Origin of the sequence: Sulfurimonas sp. (assembly GCF_016744025.1) — a bacterium.
Taxonomy (GTDB): Bacteria; Campylobacterota; Campylobacteria; order Campylobacterales; family Sulfurimonadaceae; genus Sulfurimonas.
The window spans coordinates 1-21,285 of the sequence record NZ_JADGFC010000034.1 but is presented as its reverse complement, the minus strand read 5'-3'; the positions used below and the strand labels follow the sequence as shown (position 1 = coordinate 21,285).

Below are 21,285 nucleotides of genomic sequence, written 5' to 3'. Positions count from 1 at the left end.
TGCCATTTTTAATCCTATTAAATCTCATAACACATTTGTATTATTCTATCTAAATTACTGAATTAAAGTTTGTCTAGTTTATAGGGGACATTCCATAAAGAGGTGAAATAAGAAAACTTGTTTTACTGGTCTTGAAAAAGGGAACCATTATACTCTTCATCTTTTTTATAAAGAACTTTTTCAAACTTATCCCAATAGTAATTATTTATTAGTATTATTTTTTTGTCTAGTTTTTCTAAATCAACTAATTTTGAAACTACTTTTGCAACCACTTTTTTAATCTCTTCAAATTTAAATGGTTTTAAGATATATCCATCTATACCACACTCAATAGTTTGTAAAAAGTATTCTTTATTATCGTATGCAGAAAAAATAACTATAGGAATATGTGAGTTTTCTTTTCTTATCTCTTTAATCATAGAAATACCATCCATTACAGACATATTTATATCAGTAAAAATTGCATCGAATTTATTATTTTTAAACTTTTGCAATCCATCTTTTCCATCGATGGCTTGTGTTATATGTTTATAATAAATACTTAACATTTTTGTAGTTTGTAAGCGTACTTCTTCATTGTCTTCTACATATAGTATATTTAAATCTTTGCATCTAGATATTAAAAGTTCAAAGTTCATAGTACTCATATTTTACCTTTTTGCAAAAATTATCAATTACTTATAATAAGTAATTAATTTAATTATAAGCAATATAAAACAATTTTCCTTAAAACTATTTTATTTTTCTAATAATCATCACTTTAAGGTAATTTCCTTCTTTAAACTTATCCATCACTCTAAAGTCTTTTGGCAAAGAGAAACTTTTTTCTACTTTATATTTTCCATTTAACTCTTTAAATGCTTTAAATACGAAGTCACTAAAGGTCATCATACTAAAGTTTGCAGCATTTGTAGATGCAACAATAATGCCATTTTTATTTGTTATTTGTATAGCTTCTTTTAGAAGTTTGACATAGTCTTTAGATGCACTAAATGTATGTTTTTTAGACCTTGCAAAACTAGGAGGATCAAGAACTACCAAGTCAAATAAAAACTTTTTTCTTACTGCATATTTAAAGTAGTTAAAAACATCTTCAACTATAATATCTTGAGTATTGGCATCTATGTTATTTACACTAAATTGCTCTTGCGTCTTAACTAAACTTCTTTTAGCCAAATCAACACTGGTAGTTTTTTTTGCTCCACCAAGTGCTGCAAAAACTGAGAAAGCGCCTGTATAAGAAAAGGTATTGAGTACAGTTTTACCTTTTGCATATGTGTCACGGATTGTTTTTCGTACATCTTTTTGATCTAAAAAAACTCCGACCATTGCACCATCATCTAAATGAATAGCAAAATTGCCTCCATTTTCTTTAACGATTATAGGAGACTCGGCTCTTTGTCCACAAACAAAATCATCTGCATCATCTAGATACTTTCCTTTGCCATCAAATCTCTTTTTTTGATAAATTCCCTTATACTCAACTGATGATTTAAGAGCTTGTAAAATCTCTTCTTTAAGCTCATATATTCCTATTGAGTACCAAGTCAGCATATAAAAACCATCAAAATAATCAATTGTTAAACCACCGACTCCATCACCTTCACCATTTAGAACTCTAAAAGCTGTAGTGTTTTCATCTTTAAAAAAAGATTCTCTGTACTCTATTGCAGATTTAATTTTTTTTGTAAAGTAAGTAGCATCTATAACTTCTTTTGCATCATAAGATAGAACCCAACCATAACCTTTGTTCTGGATGCCGTAATAACCTTTGGCTATGAACTTATTCTTAGCGTCTATAAGGTTAACTATGCTTCCTTCGTCTGTAACACGGCTCCAATCAAGAACTGACTCTTTTGATATTAATGGATATCCATCTCTGTAGTCATTTACGAATTCAGGTTTAACACTTAGGTCTATCTCGTTTAGCATACTTTTTTATTCTCTAGGCGGTCATACATTGCTAACATATTATGATAGTCATTATGAAGAGTTGCATCTATAATAAATTCATCACCATCTAATATAGCTAAGGCTTTTTGAACCATCTCTTTAGTGAAAATATTATACATTGCATCTTCATACTCTGCAAAATCTAATTCCATCTCTTCCATACGTGCAAGTTCTACAATTATGTGAGCAAGTCTATTTTCTCCATACTCAAGTAGTTCAAGAGCTTCATCATATTCACTAGCCATAAGAAGTATTTGTGCTTTAAATTCTCTCATCGTAAAATTATTTTCAAATATAACACCGATGTATTTTTCCATGTTTAGTGTATCTTCAAGAGATTCAATACATACTAAGATGTCTTGAGGATCATAATCTTTGAAGTTTAAAACCATATTACGGATTTCTTTACCGTTGTTTTTATTGTTATATACCAAATCTTCTATAGGATAAACTTCTGAGATACTTGGAACTATCATTTGACAAGAATAAAAACCAAGATAATTGTACTCTCTTAGATAATTCTCTTTTTTCATATCTTTTAAAATTCTAGTAAGAGAATCATACTCTTGCTCACTAGTTTTACCATCATAAATAAAAGGAGAGTATTCAAAAGATTTTTTAGAGCTTAAAAATCCAAATCCTAGTTTTCCGTTTGAGTCTATAAAATGAGATTCAAGATTGAAACTATCTGCAACTAAACTCATATCAAAAGTAGGAATCTCAAACGCATCTAGATTATCTAAAGAACGTCCTTGCATAAGTTCTGTCATAGTTCTCTCTAGAGATACTTCTAAAATTGGATGTGCTCCAAAAGATACAAAAAGAGTAGAATTCTCTGGGTTGATAAGTGAGATGGCAGTAACAGGAAATTTCCCACCAAGAGAAGCATCTAGTACTTCAACAATGTAACCTAACTCTCTAAGAGATACTACATCTTTGTAAACTCTTGGGAATGACTCTAAAATTTCTTGTGGAAATATTGGAAGAGAGTATCCCTTTTTAATTATTTCTATTTTTGCGTAACGTTCAAAGATTTCACTTAAGGATTGAACTTGAGCTTCAAGTGGAGTGTTTCCTGTTGCTAAACCATTACTTACATAGAGGTTACTTAATATATTTATTGGTAAATATACTGTTTCTTTAGTTGACTGTTTTACAAAGGGAAGTGCGACAACCTTATCTTCATAATCACTGTTAAAGTCAACTAAGTCATCATCACTTATCTGTTTATCTGGATTGTATACTTCTCTTAGTTCATCATTTAAGTAGTCTCCACCAAACTCAAAAGCAATTTCATCTGGATAGTACTTTCTATTTGGAAGATGAAAGTCTATAAAAAAGTTATTTGTCTGTAGACGCTCAATATACTCGCCCATAGCACTTGCTACAGAAGCATCTGAGAGAATCCCTTTTCCATTTGAGTATATATGTCTTGGTGCTTCAACAGAAGCAAGGTTTACAGAGTAGCAATTCTCTAATGGATTTTTTTGTTGTGAAAACACTGTCTCACAACCTACATCTGCTAAGACTGATTTCATTTTTAATATAGATTCTTCTAGAGGTGCATTTTTTGATAAAAGGTTCATTAGTTACTTTCTTGTTCTGATTTTTTTGATTTTGATTTTACTTTACGATGACGTGGTTTCTTTTTCTTATCTTTAGTAGATTTAATATCTTTGCTAATATCTGAAACTACAAAGTTTTCAACACTCTCTTGAGGTATTTCCATCTTCATCATTATTTCAATATTTTGAAGTGTAGTCTCTTCTTCTTGAGTAACAAAAGAGATAGATTTTCCTATTTCATCTACATAACGAAGACGCATAAAATAATCATCTTCATGTGTTGGAAGTTCATAGTTAATCATAACTTGTATTTTTTTAAGCTCAAGTGATTTGAAAATCATGTCAGTAGTAATGATCATATTTATTTTAGAGCTATTAAAAGCTTGAGCAGCTTCATAAAGTTGTGCTAGTCTATGATTACCATGAACTATCACAGCTTTTATATCATGAGCTTCAAGGTACTGACTCAATTGATTAGCTGAGAGTTTGCTTCTTGCAATGACTACTGTTTGTTTAGTCTCGCTATTTTTAATAAACTGTGCAAACATAGAGGCCTTGTCTTGCTTTGTCGATAGGTGAACTACTTGTTTAGTTCTTGCCCCTACACTGATGTTGTCATAGTACTTTTTTTTGTTAGTTTTTTTAGCTTGCTCAGACATATAATTGATTCCTTGAATATTTGATAAAATTATAGCTAAGCAGACATAAAAGGATGGTTTTAGATGTATGATTGTTTGAGTAAAGGAAGTGTATTTAACATTACCTCACAATAATCCCACTGATTAAGTGTCTCTTTCAACTCATTTGGGATAGCATCTACACCCTTGTATGCACCAAGAACCATTCCAACAGCTATACCTCTTGAAGCATTGTCTCCACCAACCATAGCATTTGCTTGAAGTGCTTTTTTTAGTCCATCTTCTTCGTTTGCATACTTTAGTATGAAGTATACAGCACCAGGCAGTGTTCCCTCAGTTGGACTAGCTTTTCCTACTTTTATAGGTTCTGAGCGACCAACGTCCCATAGTCTTGCCATACTTGTTATTGCTAAGTCATCAGCAAACTGCTCATGATAAAGTGCTGAGTTTTCATTTGTTGCTTCTTTTACTTTTGCAATAGCTTGAAAAACCTTTTCACTGAAAAAACCACCCATATCTACTGCTACCATCTGTATGGCATCTAATGGACTTAAACCATTTATTACTCTATGCGTAACTCTGGCAAAAAACTCTCCACCACCAAGAGCATGAATATCTTTATGTGTAAACATACTTTTTCTTGCTACATCTATAATTTCACGCTCAGTATCATAATAAGCATGTGCCGCAACATGACGAATTGCCATTGCATTAGATATCCCACCTAAATACTCAACTGCTACTCCTTGTTTTACTTGAGAGTAGGTCTCTTTTGTCATTGTGCATATCCAAGAACCCCAATTATTTTCAAGTCTGTTCATCCAGTGCGGAAGTATATTTATAACATTAAAAGCTCTTTGAGTATCAGCAATAGATGTAAGGTATTCTAATACTAAAATATTATAATCGCCATAGTCAGTAGTTCCACCAGCTTTTTTCCCAGGATGATAGTTTCTCTCTCCCCAGCCAATGCCATGTGTTTGACCACCCATCATTTCTCCAGGTGACATAAATTTCTCAATAGGTTTTTGACCATAAGCTTGATATATTTTTTTTGCGTCATATTCATAATGACTACCTAAACAAAGAGCGTCTGCAACAATAGCACCAAAAAAAGCACCTCTGATTTTTTCTTCTTTTGTAATAATATTCATAATTATATTCCTGTTATTTTAAGCAATTGTATCAAGGGAATATTTAATGCTACTTATGTGCTTTAAAATGTTTTTTTGCTTAGAAATATTTAAGAAGAGTTAATTAAACAGCAAAGTCCATAATTTTGACTATTGAACTTCTATTAGTAACTTTTGAATCTTTCATACTATTTTCAATTCTATCAATAAGTGTTGCTATATTTTCACATTTAGATATTTGTGCTATACATATTGAAGATGTAAGATGAGCGCTAGAGTTAAAAAGTGTTTTAGATATTTTATCTCTTATATCTTTTGCAATTACATCTATTTTTTCTTTTGAAATTTTATAAAAACATATCATGAATTTATCTCCATGCCAATGTGCAACTATATCTTTATCACTAATTGAGCGTTTAATAATCATTGCAATTTTTTTAATAGCAGAGTCATTAGAATCTATTCCATTGACTCTGATAAAATTATTAAAATCATCAATATCCAAATACATCAGAGTAAATGACTTGTTTTGTCCATTTTGTATCTTTTGCAGTTTTGATTTTATAAGGAATGTCATATGCATCTTATTTGAAGCTTTAGTAAGAGGATCAACATATAGTAACTCAGCAAGTTTAGACATTTTCTCTTTTAAGAGTGTTTGCAACATTATGTTTTTTATCTCTTTTTCTATTCTAGAGAGCATCTCTTCAACTACAAATGGTTTAGTGATATAGTCAGAAGCTCCAAGATTAAATATCTTTTTGATAATATCAGGCTTGCTAAGGGCTGTAAGAAAGATTACTGGAATATTTTTCGTTTTTTTATTCTCTTTGAGCTTTTGTATAGTCTCATAGCCATTCATTACAGGCATCTCAATATCTAAAATAATTAGATCAGGTTTTTTATGAGAAATAGCTTCAAGAGCTTCTTTACCATTTGATGAAGAGTTGATTATGTATTTTTTTGGTTTTAAAATATTTTCAAGGGAGGTTATTACAAGGGGACTGTCATCAACTATATGGATAGTATATTTAGAATACTCTATATCATTAGCATCTAAGTTTCTCTCTTGCATTTATCTATCCTTTGTGTGTAAAACAAGTATATTAGATTAAACTTTAAGAGAAATTAAGATATTTATAGAGTATTATTTACTCGCTTTGAGTAGTTTCTTCTTCTTTTGAAGGGTCTATTTTTTTCTTCTTTTTACGGTGACGTGGTTTTTTCTTTTTGTCTTTTTTTGTCTGAATATTTTTTGGATCAAGTTGGGTATCTACAAAGCCTTCTAGCTCTCCTTGTTCAATCTCCATTTTCATCTTCATTTCTATAATTTGTAAAGTACTTTCTTCCTCAGCATTTACGAGTAAGATAGACTCTCCAACCTCATCTACATAAGCTAAACGTACAAAGTACTCTTCAAATTGAGTAGGTAAGTCATAATTAACAATAAGTTGAATGTTTTGTAATTCAAGAGATTTTAAAATCATATCAGTAGTTATAAGAACACTTAACTCAGATGCATTAAAAGCTTTAGCTGCATCTTCTATCTGTGCAACTCTATGATTACCATGTATTGAAACAGCTTTAATGTCTTTAGTTTTAAGGTAAGCACTTAGTGAGTCTGCATTCTTTTTACTTTTAACAAGTACTACTGTTTGCTTAGAGTCACTCTCTTTTGTAAGTTGTTCAAACATAGCATTCTTATCGTGTTGTTGTGAAAAATAAACTACTTGTTTTGTTCGTTTACCTACACTCACATTGTCGAAATACTTTTTTACACTAGGTTTTTTGATTTTTTCATACATATGATAGTTCCCTTGGAAATTTAGACGAATTATAGCTGAAGGTTTTATTCTTTTTTACTTAAATAAATAATCTCTCTCCTGCTAAAGAGATAAGAGATTATATTTTAACACCCTTAATAGAGTTTAGAAGGATTCCTACTGTAGTTCCATTATGTAAAACTGCTGTAGATATAGGTTTGATATATCCCATTGTCGCTGCAGCAAGGATAGCACTATTTGCAGCCACTGTTATGTTAAAGTTTGATTTTATCAACTTCATTGTATTTTGTGATAGTTCAACTGCATCTGCAACACACTCAATATCATCTTTAATTAAAGATATATCTGCTGAAGCCTTAGCAATTTGTGCACCCTTACTCATACTGATTCCAACATTTGCCTCAATTAAAGCAGGTGCGTCATTGATTCCATCACCTACAAAAACAACTTTTTTACCATTAGCTACTAAGTCTTTAACTATATCTGCTTTTTGTGTAGGAAGAAGTTCAGAGTAAACCCTGTCTATTCCAATCTCATTAGCAACTTCATTTGCTTTTCGCTTATTATCACCTGTAAGCATTATAGTCTCTTTAATACCTAGCTCATGAAGTCTATCTATAGTTTTTTTTGTATTATGACGAACGGTGTCTATCATTGTAATCATACCAAGAAGCTTATAGTCATAACCAATACACAAAATAGTTTTTCCATCTTCTTCATGTTTTTGTATTATAGGTATATGCCCATCAAAGTCTATTCCCTCATCATCTTGTAAAAAGTGTTGAGAACCTATATGAACTTTTTTACCAGCTACCTGAGTTGTTATTCCATGTGCAACAATAAACTCTACTTCATCATGATGTACATGTTCAAAAGATTGTTCATTAGCTGCTTTAACAACTGCTTCTGCTACAGGATGAAAGTAATGCTCTTCTGTTGAAGCAGCGAGTGATAAGATTTTAGTTTTATCCCACTCTTTATCAAATGAAATAACTTCAGATACATAAAGTTCACCCTGTGTAAGTGTTCCTGTTTTATCAAAGATTACAGTATCGACTTCACTTAGGTTTTCTAATGTTTGAGCATTTTTAATCATTATTCCATTTTTAGCGGATTTATGAAGAGAGCTTTTAAATGCAACAGGAGTAGCGAGTTTTAGTGCACATGAATAATCCGCTTGTAAAACTGCTGCAACTCTTTCCCAATCACCAGTTTTGAGATAAGCAAATGTACTAAGACCAAGAGTTAATGGAACAAGTTTATCGGCAAGTTTTGTAGCCTTAAGTGCAGAAGATGACTTTGAACTTAGAGACTCTTCTATATACTTTGTGACTTTTGCTGTTGAAGTATCATCTCCAACATTTTCAGCCCAAATTTTGATACGACCTTCTTCGATAATAGTTCCAGCAATTACTCTATCACCGTAAGACTTTGTAACAGAAACACTCTCTCCAGTCATACTAGCTTGATTGATAAGGGCTTTTCCATCTACTATATGCCCATCTACACTTATCATATCTCCTGTAGAAATGATTACGATATCGCTTACTTTTACAAGCTCATAACTTATTTTCTGCTCAACTCCATTACGCTCAACCCAAACTTCATCTATATTTGGACGTATTAATTCACGAAGTAGGGAGTCAGATTTATCAGAAGTACTCTCTTCTATATACTCTCCTGCTTCAAGTAGAAGATTTGTAAAGTTTGCGGCAGTGTAATCTTTTCTCCAAAGAGAAACTCCTACAGCTAGTGATTCGAGTACATGAGATGTTACACCATTTTTATATAGGTCTTTAACCCCTGATATAAGCATAGGTGTATTTGCCATCATGCTCAGGGGTGCGTTAACTTTCTTTGGTAAAACAAAACCTGCTCCTGTAACACTAGCCATAGTTATAATTCCATGTTTAGATACTTCTGAATCACCTTGTTCATAGCGACACTTAGAATCACAAATAGTAGTTTCAAATTCAGTTATGATATTTTCTATCTTAGATTGAATATCTGAGGATTGAACTTCTACTATCAAGCTTTTTGCATTGATATTTACTCTAGCACTTTTAACACCTTCGCAGTTTTGTATATTTTCTACTAAAATCCTAAGATCATTTTTAGAAGATATATCAAAAAGTTTATATCGTAAACGATTTGGTAGTTTGTGTACTAAATTAAAACCAATCATTACGCTTCTTTTGCTGCTTCGTGTTCAGCTTTGGCATCTTCAAAACGTTCTTTCATTTCATCAATACCGCCACTAATAACATCACCCATAGATACCATACCTTTAAAGATTGTTTTTTGAACATTTTCATTAGTTAGTATATAAGTAGCTGCTGCACCAATTAAAGCACCTGTTAAAATTTCTGCAGCACTAAAACCTGTTTTAGGGATGTTTTGATTCATAAAGTTAGAACCAGTATCTGATTTATTGTTGTTAATATATGGATTATTACTTAGTGTAGCTTGTTTAAAATTATTATCATTGTTGTGACTATTCATTTTCTTCCTTGTTCTCTTTAATTAAAAGCTTTTCATTTTGAATAGCTGCACTTTTTTCTATAGTATAAATAGCACCTAGTCCAATAGCTAAAGAGCCAAGAGCTTGAAAAAGTGATTTATTTGGGTTACCTATGTTATTTGTAACAGATATGGCTGTAGCCGTAGCAACACCACCAATAATAGAATCTTTTATAGTATTTCTAATTGCTTCTTTTTTTTGAAGCTTTTCTTCTTTTACTTTTTTTGCATTGTTTACACTAGAAACTACACCAACAGCTATTGCACCACTGATTGCATGACCAAGAATATGTCTTTGCGTACCAGTATCTAAGTTAAAGTTAATATTACTAGGCATCATCATTTGCTATCTTTTTTCTTGCAGCTTTCTTATCAGCAGTTTTTTCTTTAATTGTCTCAACAGTTGATTTAACTGTATCTACAGTAGTTGTTGCTGCACCACTTACAGCTCCAGCTCCACTTTTTACGCCATCTGAAATCGTACCTACTATTGATTGAGCTTTATCACTTCTTTTTAAGAAAAGAGTAACACCTGCACCTATTGCTGCGCCTATTAAAAATGGAATTGGAATCATGAATTGTCCTTTTGTTCTTGGTTGTTATATAGTTTACTAAATAGATCTTTTGAAGCATCCGAACTTAGTGTTGCCGCTAATGCTGCACCTGCTGCCATTCCTAACATCATATCTCTACTTGCTAATGAGGAAAGTGTTTGAGTAAGTTTAGCTGTATCTAAATCACCACTCATCAAGCCTTGAACCATGTTGTATCTATCATGGTGTTGTTCACTATGTTCTTGGTCTGGAGTAGTTTGTGTCTGTAAGCCCTGTGTACATTTCATAAATGCAGGTAGGTGATTGTTATAAGATGCAGCTTGTTCTCTGTAAAATACATCTCTAATATCATCTTGCATGACATATGGTAATAGTTTTTCATACATCTGTATATTCGCATTTTCAGCGTCTACTGCATCTTGACAACATCCAGATAGAGTAGAGGATATTTGAATTTTTTCATACCAGTCATTTTCAGGTGGTAAAACACCATACTTTTTACATAAGTTTTCTATTGCTGTGTAGTGACGAACTTCTGCTTGAACAATATTACTAAATGGCATAATAGCACCATAAGCTTCTATGACTTTTTTGTAGTAAGTATTTGCTTTATACTCGTCATAACATGCTATTCGAAGAACTTGTTCTACAACATTTGCATTTAAATCTACTGTTTGTGAGAGTAACTGATTCTCATCTTGGTTCATTTTTCCTCCTTGATTTGTGATTGCAGTTTGTTTAAAATTTTTGTATTTTCATCTAAGTTTTTAGCATCTATTAAATCGTTCCAAATAGATGCAGAGAATATTGAAGTATCGTAAAGTATAGTGGCTGTTGCCATTATCTTATTGACTTTAACCTCTTTTAACCCTTCTATTTGCTTTGGCAAAAATGTAACATCATTAAGTGAAACATTTTCAACTTCGTTTAAAATTGATTTGTCAATCTTAACTCGTAATCTGCCAGGGGTATGATGAATCTTTGTAAAATAGGATGATATTTTTATAATATCCTCGGTTGTAATCATTAATTTCCTTTTCTTTGTATAAATATTATAACATTATTCAGACTATTATAAAATACCATTTACCTTAAACTGACGAAAACGGTTGATTTCACCTTTAGCAGAATCCATCACAATCTTTAAAACAAGTGCATCATCAACCCATCCCATAAGTGGAATAAAATCAGGAACTACATCTGTAGGAAGTACAACGTAAGCAAGGGCCCCTCCAACACTAAGCATTGTAGTTGATTGAAGTTGGAATTTTTTCTCACTTATCATTTCATAAAGAAGTTTAAAATCACTAAACCAAGATTTTTTTTGATAACTTGGCATGGCAGCAGCAGTTTGTTGAGCATTGTATGTATGAGAAAGTTCTGAGATTTTTTCTACGTTTGGAGGGTTCGTACTCATAATGATTGCCTTTATCATAATTTATACAAAATGATACAGTTTTAAACCTTAAAGTATAATGATACTAATTATCAGTATATAAAAAGCTAAAGATGCTGGTAAAAATGATTAATAAAGAAGTTTTAGTTTCTTCTCTCCATACCACCATAAATATAAGGCTGAACTAAAGATAATCAAGTCTAGAGCTATCCACATAGCAATTATCCCAAATTCAAAATATGCCAATGCAGTAAATACGATTATAGGAGCGATGACTTGTCTATATACGCTTATTGGGAAGATTACAGCAGGTTTAGCGATACCTTGTAGCATACCTATATAGACAAAAATTACTACAAAGGCATAAGATGCAAGACCAGCTACCCGAAGGTATAGTGAAGTCTGTTGTATAACTAAAGGATCAGATGTCATAAATGAAGCAAAAAATTCTCCCAATACAAAAAATGAAGTCACGCCTAAGGTAGACATAACCCATCCATAAGTAATTGCAAGTTTTACAGTTTCTGGAATACGACTAAAAGTCTTGGCTCCATTATTTTGAGAGATTATTGAAAGAATCGCGATGTTTATTCCAACTACAGGCATAAGAAAAATTTGCTCTATTCTCATTCCTATACCAAATGCTCCAACTGCCTCTTTACCAAATGGTGCTACAAAGTAGGTGATGATATAAATACCAAATGCCATCATAAACATATTTATACTTGGTGGAAAACCTTGTTTTAAAAGCTCTTTCATTATGTCTATATTTAGCTTTAACTCATGAAAACCACACCATAGTTTTGTTCTTCTAACTTTATAAAAGAGGTATATAACTGTAATAGCCTCAGAGATAAGAGTGGCATAAGCAATAGCACTTACTCCGAGGTGAAATATCTTTATAAATAAGTAGTCTAAAAAGACATTTAAAATGGCAGTAAAGATTAAGATATTTCTAAATGATTTTGTATCTCCAGTTGCATTTAATATGGCATTTAAAAAAAAAGCCAATATAAATAAAAAAGCACCAAACAAGATTGGGTTTATGTACTCATATGTTTCAGCAACATATGATGGGTCTCCAAGTGCATCTACTAGGTAAGGAACACCAAATAATCCTATCATTATTAAAAATATAGATAAAATTACCGCAAATACTAAAGAGTTTAGAACAATTTGTTCAGCTTTTTTTATATCTTTTTTACCAAAAGAATTTCCAACTAGTGAAGTTACTGCTTCACTCATACCAATACCTATGGCTAAAACCATAAAAAATATAGCACCGGATAAAGATAGTGCGGCAAGAGCTTGAGTAGATATCATTCCAGCAAAAATTGTATCTGTTACATTAAACATTGTGTGAAAGAAGTATCCAACTACAGCAGGTACTGCAAGCTTTACAATATGCTCTTTGATGACACCTTGAGTAAGGTCTATATGCATTAAGGTTTTCCTTGCATTTATATTTTATTTAAGACGAGCATATATTCACCTGCTAGTTCATAGTTTTTAGGTTTAATTGGCGGTTTTTTATATGAATGTGTCCATTTTTTTCCATCATATAGATGTTTGAAAAAGACTAAATTATTGTCTAGGTAAGCATTCAATTCACTGCTTATACGTACACAACCATGAGATTGAGGAGTTCCTAAAGGAGCTGTACTTATATGAGCATGCATTGCTAACTTTAGTTTATCACTAATAAGTTGCCATTTTTTTGGGTCTTTAATTTTAGTCTTATTTTTATCAAATGTGTTATATCGAATACCTTTTTGTTCGCCAAAGTAAAAAACATAACTGTCTTTTTTACCATAAGGTTTTGTGAAATTATCTGAATATACTTTTCCATCAGAACGCCAACCACTTTTTATATTAAAAAATCCAGCAGGTGTTTTAAAGTAATGGTCTTCACCTCTTTTTACATCTTTTTCTCTATTTATATTTCCTGTAGAGACAAAATCATAACCAACTGGGTAAAAGTTTTTTGCTTCATTATCCCATAAGACAACTAGTATTACTTGTTTAGATAGGTCAACCAAAGTCAAAAACTGAGAAGAGGTTAGGTGCTTACTCTTTTTGAAAAGTTCTTTTTTTGCTCTTTTCCAGTAGCTGTTATAGATGCGAAACTTATTTCTTCTTTGTTTTAAAGCCTTATCAACAAGAGATTTTTTATGATACTTGGCATATAGAGGTTTTATAATAACAGAGTAGTAAAAATCATTCTGTATTTTTACTACATTTAATGATGAAGCTTGTAAAAGTGATGATAAAAGTATAAAAAATATAGATAATCTAAAAAATATACGCATTTAACTAAAATCACTTTCTAAGTTTATACTCTTTGTAACGCTTAGTTCTTGATTTTTATACCATTGTGTTGTTTCAATACGAGGAAATACCTCTGTCATGATTTTAAGTGGTGAGTCATCCCAACTGTTTGTACTACTTGAGATATTCCAGTTTAACTCACTCATGATATATGAAAAAATTTGGTTGAGTATATTGTAAGAAGATTTTAAATCTTCTTTATCATTAGTCTTTTCATTTTTAAGTACAGATTTAACAACTTGTTTTCTTAAATCTCTTGTGTAACTTTCTTTTAGCGTATCTATAATTTTTTGGCTCATTTATAACCTTGTAAATATTTTATCTCTTACATCTGCATCTATAGTGTTATACTAAAGGTCTGTAAACCCTAACATTTTTAGTATTTTTATCATCTCTCATATATTGTGCGTGAAGCTGACTCATGATACCTTTTTCACAGTAGAGTAGGTACTCTTTATCTTGTGGAAGTTTATCAAACTCAGTTTTTAGTTTATGAAATGGAATTTTGATACATTCACATGATGTCTCTATACACTCAGCTTTACCACGGATATCTATAACAACATACTCACCTGTATTTAAATCAGTGATTACCTCTATTGGAGCTAGGTTATTAACATCGTCTATAACTTCATCTACATAGATATGTCCAGCATCTGCTACTGCTTTATCGAGTACTTCATAGTTAAACTTTCTAGCTTCTTTTTCCATACGCTTAAATGAACCATAAATAATTGGGTTTTGTGAAATCACACCACAATATTCTGGCATATTTTCAGCAAAGTGTCTTGTTCCTATATCACCAGCTATAGACATGATTTCTGGTTTGTTCATAGTTGAAAGAGGGCGAAGTATCAGTTTATTGCTTACTTCATCAATTATCGCAAGATTTCTTAGTGTTTGAGATGATACTTGTGCAACACTCTCTCCCGTTAGAAGTGCATCTATCTCAAGTTCATCAGCAATCTTCTCAGATGCCATAATCATAAGACGTTTAAGTGTAACTCCCATATATGTTGGTGCAGTAGAGCGAAAGATTTCAGTAAGAACATCATCAAAAGGTACAGATATAAACTTAACTCTATGAGAAGCACCAAACTTAGACCATAAGTAATATGCTACTTGCTTAACTCCAATTTCATGTGCCATTCCACCAAGGTTAAAAAATACAAAGTGAGTCTTAATCCCTCTTTTCATAGTCAAGTAAGATGCAACAGTCGAGTCAAATCCACCAGACATCAAAGATAAGATATCGCCTTGTGTTCCAATAGGAAAACCGCTTAAACCTTTGTATTTTGTAGTGATTATATTTAGCTGACTCTCTATGAGTTCCATCTTAACAGTTACTTCTGGATTGTGAAGGTCAACATTTTTAGCCTCTGTATGTGCTAGTAAGTAGCCACCTACAGTTCTCTCTAGTTCAGTAGATTGAAAACTGTGTGTGCCTGTACGTTTTGCTCTAACAGAAAAAGTTTTACCTTTTAATTCAGGAGTTACTATCTCACCAACTTTGTGCTTAATCTTTTCAAGGCTATCCATATTGTCAAACTGTAAAACTTCTAATATTTGCTCAATACCTGGAGTATTTAAAAGAACTATTCTTACTTCAGGAAGAAAGCCAATAGGTGTTAAAATTTCTATCTTGTCAGAAAACTTTCTTACATTTATATCTGTGTCAATACGTTCTAGTAAAGTTATTAAGTTTGCGTAGAGTTGTCCAACCATTTGTCTTTTTGCTGAAGGACCTTTAATCATAATCTCAGGGAAAAATTTTAGGATGAACTTTTGTGTTTTTGCTGATGGTTTTTGCACGATATAGCCTTGTATAATATAGATGCAATTATAACATAGCAGATGAGGATTATTTGTTTATTTTATTTGTAAAAAATTCTTGCTACACCAAATACAAATAAGCCAACAGCTATATCTTTATAGTCTCTGTCATAAAAGAGAGTGAAAAAGGCTCCGAGTATAAATATAAAAGAGATAGCATAAGACTTTACTTCTCTTTTTAAATCTTTTTTATCCACTCAAGTTGATTGCTAGATAGTTCTACTTGTAGTTCATCAGAAGCTATTTTTTTAACAGCAGACTTAAAGTCTTTTGCAATAAAAGGTATATCTTTTATCTCATCTATTAGAGTTTCTAAAATACTATCTTTGGCACCTAATGCTTTGGGAATATTTTTTTGCAAAATTGGTTAAATATCTTTAACACCATTGAAATTTTCTATATAAGTAGTTCCTAAACCCTCTATAATTGCACTCACGCGTAAGATGTAGATTGCATCACTTGGAAGTTTAAAAGGTAGGTTCTTTGTTGATTCTAGTACATCAAAGGCAAGTTGTTGCATAGACTCGCTATCGAGATTATCATTAGAAAATATTTCAAACATTTTAGAAGTAAATTCTGCAAGTTCAGCAGTTGGAGCTTCATAGGCAATAGTTCCAAGCTTTTTATTGGCTGCAATATATCCTTCATAGTCTTGCTCGTTTGCTGCTTTAATTAGTTCGATAATCGCTACTCTAGAGTTGTTTGGTACAGACTTAACCATTCCAAAATCAAGAAGAATTAACTCACCTAGGGTCTGCATGAAAATATCCATTGATTAGCATCTGAGTTGTATAGAAGTCTACGAGTATTGCTATGATGTTTTTAAAATCAATATTATGTTTAAATATAGCCTCTTTGTCATCAAATCTAAAACCTTCTTCGTAACTCATAACAATAGCATCATCACTACATAATGAAGTAAAAGGTATAGGAAATCTTACTCCTGCATCTTTGTAAACAGAAGAGAATTTTATAAGATTGTTTAACTCTTGAGTAAGACTAACTTCTTCTTTTATCATCTTAGAAAACTCGCAGATTACAGCTTCTATGGAGTTTTTGTATAGTGTGAAAAAAGAGGTTTAAAAAGAATATTGAAACTATTGATAATTTTTATGTATGCCATAACTTGTGAGTAGATATTACTACGGCGAAGTTTTACTGCTACTTTTTCATTTTCATGCGTGTATGCAATATGTACTTGACCAATAGACGCAGATGCTATGGGAGTTGTCTCAAAGCTTTTAAAACTATTTTTTGTAAAGGCTCTGTTATAGACCTCATTAAAATGATTTGCACTCATAGGAGGTAAAGAGTTGTGTAACTCTTTGAGCTCATCTAGGTACTCTTTGTCAAAAAAATCTGAACGAGTTGCTAAGACTTGTGCTAGTTTTATAAAACTAGCTCCTAAAGATACAACTACATTTTTTAGTTTAGTAGGTGATAATGGCTTAAAGCCAAAAAAGCTTTTTTTCTTTTTTATAAGTAGAAAAATAGTAAGTAAAAACTCCATAGACTCTAAGAGGAGAGTAGTATTTTAGTTTTTGAAGGTATGAGTCTATTTTAAATCCTCTTTGAGTTTTTGTAAGTCTTCTTTAGTAGCAACACCTAGTTCACCTAGTTCATCTAAGACTTCTTTAAGAGTTGACTTTAGTTGTGCTTTAAACTTCTCTTCTTCAAGCTTGCCCTTGTCTTCGATGGATTCTAAAAAGCTTTTAGCATCTGTAGTTTTAAGTTTTCCATCTTTTTCTAACTTTTTCACTTCTGCTTCAACTTTTTATTTTAAAATAACTGCTGCACCAATACCTGTATATAATAAATCTTTTAACATTTTTTATCCTTGTAATATTGCTTTAATTAAAAATATGGGTGCTTAAAATACCTCTAAAACTATGTTATATTGGGAGTAAACAAAGGCTTATTTACAAATGGATGTAAAAAAACTCTAAAATATGTATAAATTGTCAATCTAAAAATGTTATTTCCAAGGCTATAAGAAGAGGAGTAAAAAGATATTTTTGCAAAGACTGCATGACTTCCTTTAGTTCTAAAAGACGACTAAAGCAACTATAAAAAATCATCTTCGAAGAGTACTTTTTATATCGACAAACTCTCAAACAACTATCATCTAAATATGCTAAATCAATACCTTGGATAATGAAGCAAAGAGATGATAAAGCACATATTCTAAGAGCAGTTAATTTAGTTTGTGATGCTACTTTTCATGGCAAGAGAAAAGACAAACTTGGTACTTTAGTTTTTAAGGATGTAAAGTCTAAAGTGAAACTATCAAAGACTACAAGTATTTAAAAGAAGAGTTGATTGAACTTGGATATATCATCCAGAGTACAACTTTAGATGCTAAAAAAGGCTTAAATAAGGCTTTTAAAGATATTCCACTTCCCTTAAAAAAAGATTCTACAACGATATATTACAATGAAACAAAAACTTGAAGCGAGTAAAGATCTTAAGAAAATAGTTTCAAGATTAACTTTGACAACCGAAAAAAAATGTATCCTAAACTACTGGTGAACTCCATTATATTCATCCAAGAATTAGAGCTGCGTATAGAAGTTTAAGAACGAATCTTCTTTACCTATTTACATATAAAACTATAAAAATTATCTATTTCAAATACAAGAAATGCACTTGAAGGAAGAGTCTTTTTTCACATAAAAAATATGATTAGTTTACACAGAGGTCTTAATAAAAGTTTGAAGCTGAATTTAGTAGATTATTACCTTGTCAATTATAAGAAAAAGTAGATAAGTCTCAATTCACAGGTAGGTGCTTTTGATTTAAAAATAATAGCTCTAATATTTTGGTGTTCTATAACTTTGAGTTCATGATTTGATTTATCGAGTAGTTTGTTTGTGAGATTATCGCCAGTTTTAAGGACAAAATGAAATATACTCGGTGTAAGAGCTTAACTCATCCATGACAAAGGCATCGTGTTTATGCCATCTATCAAAACAATTTTCTTTTCTAATAAACACCCTGAAACAGCTATCTTCATATATAAACCTTTTAGAGTTCATTTTATATCTAAGAAATACTAACAATCTGGTTTTTTGTTAACTTCTGTTTAGTTTTTTAATAGCTCCATACGCTTCGTTTAACTCTTTAGTTTTCTCTTCTGAATACTTTAGCATATCTTCTGGTAAGCCTTTACTAGCGATAGAATCATAATGATACTCTTTAATAAGTCTTCTGTAATTCTTTTTAATAGTGTCAAATTGGTCGTTTTTTGATGATTCTAGTATCTCGTAGTATCTATCTAAATCACTAATGGATGATTGTGTATTAGAATAGTTATGTTGGTTATAACCTTGCTGTTTATATTTACTATAGTACTTATAGTTTTTACCATTCATGGTCACTATTCCAAGTATTAAAAAGAAATTAAATGGAAAAAATAGTATTCTTGGTGCAAATATTAAAAGTAATATACCAATAATAACACTTCCAAAACAAATACCTAACCATGTTAATTCTACAAATATGCCTAGTGCAATAAGCCCAAAGCCAATAATTTTTCTCATTGTTGTATTACCTTATATTTCATTTTACTTTTATAGCTAATGATTTAGCTTTTTCTTCTAAATCAAAAAAGTCTAATGTATCTATTAAATTTGTAAGCTCAGTTTGAAACTTACTCTTAGCCGTCCCAGCTAAACCTTGATACTCGTCTAAATTATAGTCTTCAATATTATTCATTTCTTCAATACAATCGTTAAAGTCATTTTCTGACTCTTCTAATAAGCAGACAAAGTCATCTAAAGAATGGAAGTTTTTTACATCATTCAATGCTCCACTTTTATCAGCATGGAGTTTATCATGTAATGTTCGTTCAAATTCTTTTAATATTTCTTGTAATTCTTCCAAATATTTACCTTCACCTAATCTAAAATAGATTTTATCAAAAAAGAGATTAAATACTGTTAGAAAGCTACTTGAAAATCTTGTGCTATAATCCGATAAAAAAGAAGGAATATATTATGCAAATAGCTAAAAATAGACTTGTGTATCTCAACTATAAACTCCATGATGAACAAGATCAGCATCTAAATCCAAATGAAGAAGAACTAATCTATCTTCATGGAGGATATGGACATATATTTGAAGAATTTGAAAATGCTCTAGATGGCAAAAAAGTTGATGATACTTTTAAAGCAACATTTTCTCCGCAAGAAGCTTTTGGCGAGTATGATGAAGAACTTATAGTTAAAGAAGGACTTAGTGATCTTCCTAAGGATGTTTATGTAGGTTTAGAACTTGATGGAAGTACTGATGAGTCTCCAGATGAAGTTGTAATATTTACAGTTACAAATATTCAATCTGATCATGCTACCCTTGATGGAAATCATCCTCTTGCTGGAAAAACACTTACTTTTGAAGGTGTTATAACAAAAATTCAAGAACTAGAAGAAGAAGCAATCAATAAAATTATAGAGCACGGAATTCAACACCTAGACTAAGAACAAAGAGTTATGACACAAGGAAAAACATGCAAATAGTTACGGAAAAATTATTAGACTTAGGTGTAAAAGAGGGCGATATTAATGACTCTCAGCTTGTCTTACTTGACATTAAAGATGATGAAATGTCTGAGTGGAGAACCTTGTCCATTAATAAACAACTCTCAGATGCAAGTGCAGAACTATTTGTTTTACTAAGTGGTGTTGAGAGCAAAGAAGTTCAAAAAAAGATTATTTCTAACTATAAAGCCTTGCAAAAATTCCGAAAAGATGAGAAGGAAGTAAAGTTATTATCTGATAATAAGGTTCAAACTCCTCTTTGTACTATTGGTGATGTTACCATATATTGCGATGGTGGTTGTACCCCTAATCCAGGCAAAGCTGGTTCTGGAGTTGCTGTTTATAGAAATGATAAACTATCTCAACTTTGGTATGGACTCTATGAAGTGATGGGTACAAACAACACAGCTGAACTAGGAGCACTTTATCAGTCCCTTTTAATCGCTCAAAAAGAAGCCCAAAATGGAAATACAGTTGAGATAAAATGCGACTCAATGTACTCCATAAACTGTATAAAAACATGGGCTATATCCTGGGAGAAAAAAGGGTGGACAAAAAAAGGTGGAGAGATTAAAAATTTAGAAATTATCAAACTCGCATACCATCTATATAACTCTATTAAAAAAGATGTAATACTTTCTCATATAAAAGCTCATGCTGGTTTTGAAGGAAATGAGTTAGCCGATAGAATGACAATGTATACCATTCAAGAAAAAAGCGAATCTTTTGTCAAATATGACAAAGAGATAGTTATTTCAGATATTTTGAAAATGAGAGCAGGATAAGTTCTGAATTTTTAATCTTATTTCATCTTCATCTAAGCCTATACTAATTTTATATCACATTATATTTTGTATTAATATCTAGTATAGGCTTTATTCCACAAAGCCATTCAGAATAAATTTTATATTTATTATCTCTCTTTTGCATCTTTTACAAATAATAATTAAACACTACTGTCTGTATCAATATACAACGCAAATACACATCTTAACGTCTTTTATAATAATATTTAGCAGATTAAAAGAATATATAAAGTTTTTAGT

General features: G+C 31.3%; 30 protein-coding genes. 4 read left to right on the top strand and 26 right to left on the bottom strand.

Annotation, left to right across the window (positions count from 1 at the left end; translation table 11 throughout):
• Positions 1-122 precede the first annotated feature (122 nt).
• From QZZ48_RS06930 to QZZ48_RS06815, 24 genes are all read right to left on the bottom strand, one after another.
• Positions 123-647 (bottom strand): response regulator, encoded by a 525-nt coding sequence (locus QZZ48_RS06930; RefSeq protein WP_294963568.1) that lies wholly within the window; start codon positions 645-647, stop codon positions 123-125.
• Positions 648-732: 85 nt separating this feature from the next.
• A complete protein-coding gene (locus tag QZZ48_RS06925) occupies positions 733-1,932 on the bottom strand; it encodes a class I SAM-dependent rRNA methyltransferase (protein ID WP_294963566.1) in 1,200 nt (399 codons plus the stop codon).
• A complete protein-coding gene (locus tag QZZ48_RS06920; RefSeq protein WP_294963564.1) occupies positions 1,926-3,539 on the bottom strand; it encodes a YcaO-like family protein in 1,614 nt (537 codons plus the stop codon). Before QZZ48_RS06920 ends, QZZ48_RS06925 begins: the two co-directional genes overlap by 7 nt.
• Positions 3,539-4,177, bottom strand: coding sequence for a helicase-related protein (locus QZZ48_RS06915; protein ID WP_294963561.1), 639 nt, complete (start codon positions 4,175-4,177; stop codon positions 3,539-3,541). The genes QZZ48_RS06920 and QZZ48_RS06915 overlap by 1 nt, the downstream gene beginning before the upstream one ends.
• 59 nt (positions 4,178-4,236) lie before the next feature.
• Entirely contained in the window at positions 4,237-5,310 is a 1,074-nt protein-coding gene (locus QZZ48_RS06910; RefSeq protein ID WP_294963560.1) for an ADP-ribosylglycohydrolase family protein, read from the bottom strand.
• Positions 5,311-5,413: 103 nt separating this feature from the next.
• Positions 5,414-6,364, bottom strand: a complete 951-nt coding sequence (locus QZZ48_RS06905; protein WP_294963557.1) for a response regulator — start codon at positions 6,362-6,364, stop codon at positions 5,414-5,416.
• 76 nt (positions 6,365-6,440) lie between these two features.
• Positions 6,441-7,094 (bottom strand): helicase-related protein, encoded by a 654-nt coding sequence (locus tag QZZ48_RS06900; protein WP_294963555.1) that lies wholly within the window; start codon positions 7,092-7,094, stop codon positions 6,441-6,443.
• Positions 7,095-7,191: 97 nt separating this feature from the next.
• Complete coding sequence (locus QZZ48_RS06895; protein ID WP_294963553.1) at positions 7,192-9,258, bottom strand: heavy metal translocating P-type ATPase; 2,067 nt, start codon at positions 9,256-9,258, stop codon at positions 7,192-7,194.
• Positions 9,258-9,575, bottom strand: coding sequence for a YtxH domain-containing protein (locus QZZ48_RS06890; RefSeq protein WP_294963550.1), 318 nt, complete (start codon positions 9,573-9,575; stop codon positions 9,258-9,260). The genes QZZ48_RS06895 and QZZ48_RS06890 overlap by 1 nt, the downstream gene beginning before the upstream one ends.
• Positions 9,568-9,936, bottom strand: coding sequence for a hypothetical protein (locus tag QZZ48_RS06885; protein WP_294963548.1), 369 nt, complete (start codon positions 9,934-9,936; stop codon positions 9,568-9,570). Before QZZ48_RS06885 ends, QZZ48_RS06890 begins: the two co-directional genes overlap by 8 nt.
• Entirely contained in the window at positions 9,923-10,168 is a 246-nt protein-coding gene (locus QZZ48_RS06880; RefSeq protein ID WP_294963546.1) for a hypothetical protein, read from the bottom strand. Before QZZ48_RS06880 ends, QZZ48_RS06885 begins: the two co-directional genes overlap by 14 nt.
• Entirely contained in the window at positions 10,165-10,854 is a 690-nt protein-coding gene (locus QZZ48_RS06875) for a DUF2202 domain-containing protein (protein ID WP_294963544.1), read from the bottom strand. The genes QZZ48_RS06880 and QZZ48_RS06875 overlap by 4 nt, the downstream gene beginning before the upstream one ends.
• Positions 10,851-11,174 carry a hypothetical protein gene (locus QZZ48_RS06870; protein ID WP_294963542.1) on the bottom strand — a complete coding sequence of 108 codons (324 nt, stop codon included), beginning with the start codon at positions 11,172-11,174 and terminating at the stop codon, positions 10,851-10,853. The genes QZZ48_RS06875 and QZZ48_RS06870 overlap by 4 nt, the downstream gene beginning before the upstream one ends.
• 45 nt (positions 11,175-11,219) lie before the next feature.
• A complete protein-coding gene (locus tag QZZ48_RS06865; protein WP_294963541.1) occupies positions 11,220-11,564 on the bottom strand; it encodes a YkvA family protein in 345 nt (114 codons plus the stop codon).
• A 108-nt stretch (positions 11,565-11,672) separates the two neighbouring features.
• Entirely contained in the window at positions 11,673-12,986 is a 1,314-nt protein-coding gene (locus QZZ48_RS06860; RefSeq protein WP_294963539.1) for an MATE family efflux transporter, read from the bottom strand.
• Positions 12,987-13,003: 17 nt separating this feature from the next.
• The gene (locus tag QZZ48_RS06855) at positions 13,004-13,852 is read right to left on the bottom strand and encodes a L,D-transpeptidase (protein ID WP_294963536.1); all 849 of its coding nucleotides are present in this window, start codon (positions 13,850-13,852) and stop codon (positions 13,004-13,006) included.
• Positions 13,853-14,170: a hypothetical protein gene (locus QZZ48_RS06850; protein ID WP_294963533.1), complete on the bottom strand. Its 318-nt coding sequence runs from the start codon at positions 14,168-14,170 to the stop codon at positions 13,853-13,855. It lies immediately after the preceding gene.
• A 46-nt stretch (positions 14,171-14,216) separates the two neighbouring features.
• Positions 14,217-15,683 (bottom strand): tRNA uracil 4-sulfurtransferase ThiI, encoded by a 1,467-nt coding sequence (thiI, locus tag QZZ48_RS06845; RefSeq protein WP_294963528.1) that lies wholly within the window; start codon positions 15,681-15,683, stop codon positions 14,217-14,219.
• A gap of 62 nt (positions 15,684-15,745) precedes the next feature.
• Positions 15,746-15,901: a hypothetical protein gene (locus QZZ48_RS06840; protein ID WP_294963526.1), complete on the bottom strand. Its 156-nt coding sequence runs from the start codon at positions 15,899-15,901 to the stop codon at positions 15,746-15,748.
• On the bottom strand, positions 15,883-16,065 hold the full coding sequence (locus tag QZZ48_RS06835; RefSeq protein WP_294963523.1) for a hypothetical protein: 183 nt from the start codon (positions 16,063-16,065) through the stop codon (positions 15,883-15,885). The genes QZZ48_RS06840 and QZZ48_RS06835 overlap by 19 nt, the downstream gene beginning before the upstream one ends.
• 6 nt (positions 16,066-16,071) lie before the next feature.
• Positions 16,072-16,464, bottom strand: a complete 393-nt coding sequence (locus tag QZZ48_RS06830; protein ID WP_294963520.1) for a hypothetical protein — start codon at positions 16,462-16,464, stop codon at positions 16,072-16,074.
• Positions 16,448-16,723, bottom strand: a complete 276-nt coding sequence (locus QZZ48_RS06825) for an AarF/UbiB family protein (RefSeq protein ID WP_294963517.1) — start codon at positions 16,721-16,723, stop codon at positions 16,448-16,450. Before QZZ48_RS06825 ends, QZZ48_RS06830 begins: the two co-directional genes overlap by 17 nt.
• A 26-nt stretch (positions 16,724-16,749) precedes the next feature.
• Entirely contained in the window at positions 16,750-17,214 is a 465-nt protein-coding gene (locus QZZ48_RS06820; RefSeq protein ID WP_294963514.1) for an AarF/UbiB family protein, read from the bottom strand.
• Between the two features lie 45 nt (positions 17,215-17,259).
• On the bottom strand, positions 17,260-17,463 hold the full coding sequence (locus QZZ48_RS06815) for a hypothetical protein (RefSeq protein ID WP_294963512.1): 204 nt from the start codon (positions 17,461-17,463) through the stop codon (positions 17,260-17,262).
• Between the two features lie 395 nt (positions 17,464-17,858).
• Between QZZ48_RS06815 and QZZ48_RS06810 the strand changes: the two genes are divergently transcribed.
• Both QZZ48_RS06810 and QZZ48_RS06805 read left to right on the top strand, forming a co-directional pair.
• Complete coding sequence (locus QZZ48_RS06810) at positions 17,859-18,011, top strand: hypothetical protein (protein ID WP_294963509.1); 153 nt, start codon at positions 17,859-17,861, stop codon at positions 18,009-18,011.
• A gap of 8 nt (positions 18,012-18,019) precedes the next feature.
• Entirely contained in the window at positions 18,020-18,154 is a 135-nt protein-coding gene (locus QZZ48_RS06805; protein ID WP_294963507.1) for a hypothetical protein, read from the top strand.
• A 621-nt stretch (positions 18,155-18,775) separates the two neighbouring features.
• Here the strand turns inward: QZZ48_RS06805 and QZZ48_RS06800 are convergent.
• Both QZZ48_RS06800 and QZZ48_RS06795 read right to left on the bottom strand, forming a co-directional pair.
• A complete protein-coding gene (locus QZZ48_RS06800; RefSeq protein ID WP_294963504.1) occupies positions 18,776-19,243 on the bottom strand; it encodes a DnaJ domain-containing protein in 468 nt (155 codons plus the stop codon).
• 19 nt (positions 19,244-19,262) lie between these two features.
• Positions 19,263-19,586 carry a hypothetical protein gene (locus QZZ48_RS06795; protein ID WP_294963501.1) on the bottom strand — a complete coding sequence of 108 codons (324 nt, stop codon included), beginning with the start codon at positions 19,584-19,586 and terminating at the stop codon, positions 19,263-19,265.
• 113 nt (positions 19,587-19,699) lie between these two features.
• Here QZZ48_RS06795 and QZZ48_RS06790 point away from each other — a divergent pair, with 113 nt between their 5' ends.
• Both QZZ48_RS06790 and QZZ48_RS06785 read left to right on the top strand, forming a co-directional pair.
• A complete protein-coding gene (locus QZZ48_RS06790; RefSeq protein ID WP_294963498.1) occupies positions 19,700-20,179 on the top strand; it encodes a peptidylprolyl isomerase in 480 nt (159 codons plus the stop codon).
• 29 nt (positions 20,180-20,208) lie between these two features.
• Entirely contained in the window at positions 20,209-21,024 is an 816-nt protein-coding gene (locus QZZ48_RS06785; RefSeq protein WP_294963496.1) for a ribonuclease H family protein, read from the top strand.
• The last annotated feature ends 261 nt before the right edge of the window (positions 21,025-21,285 follow it).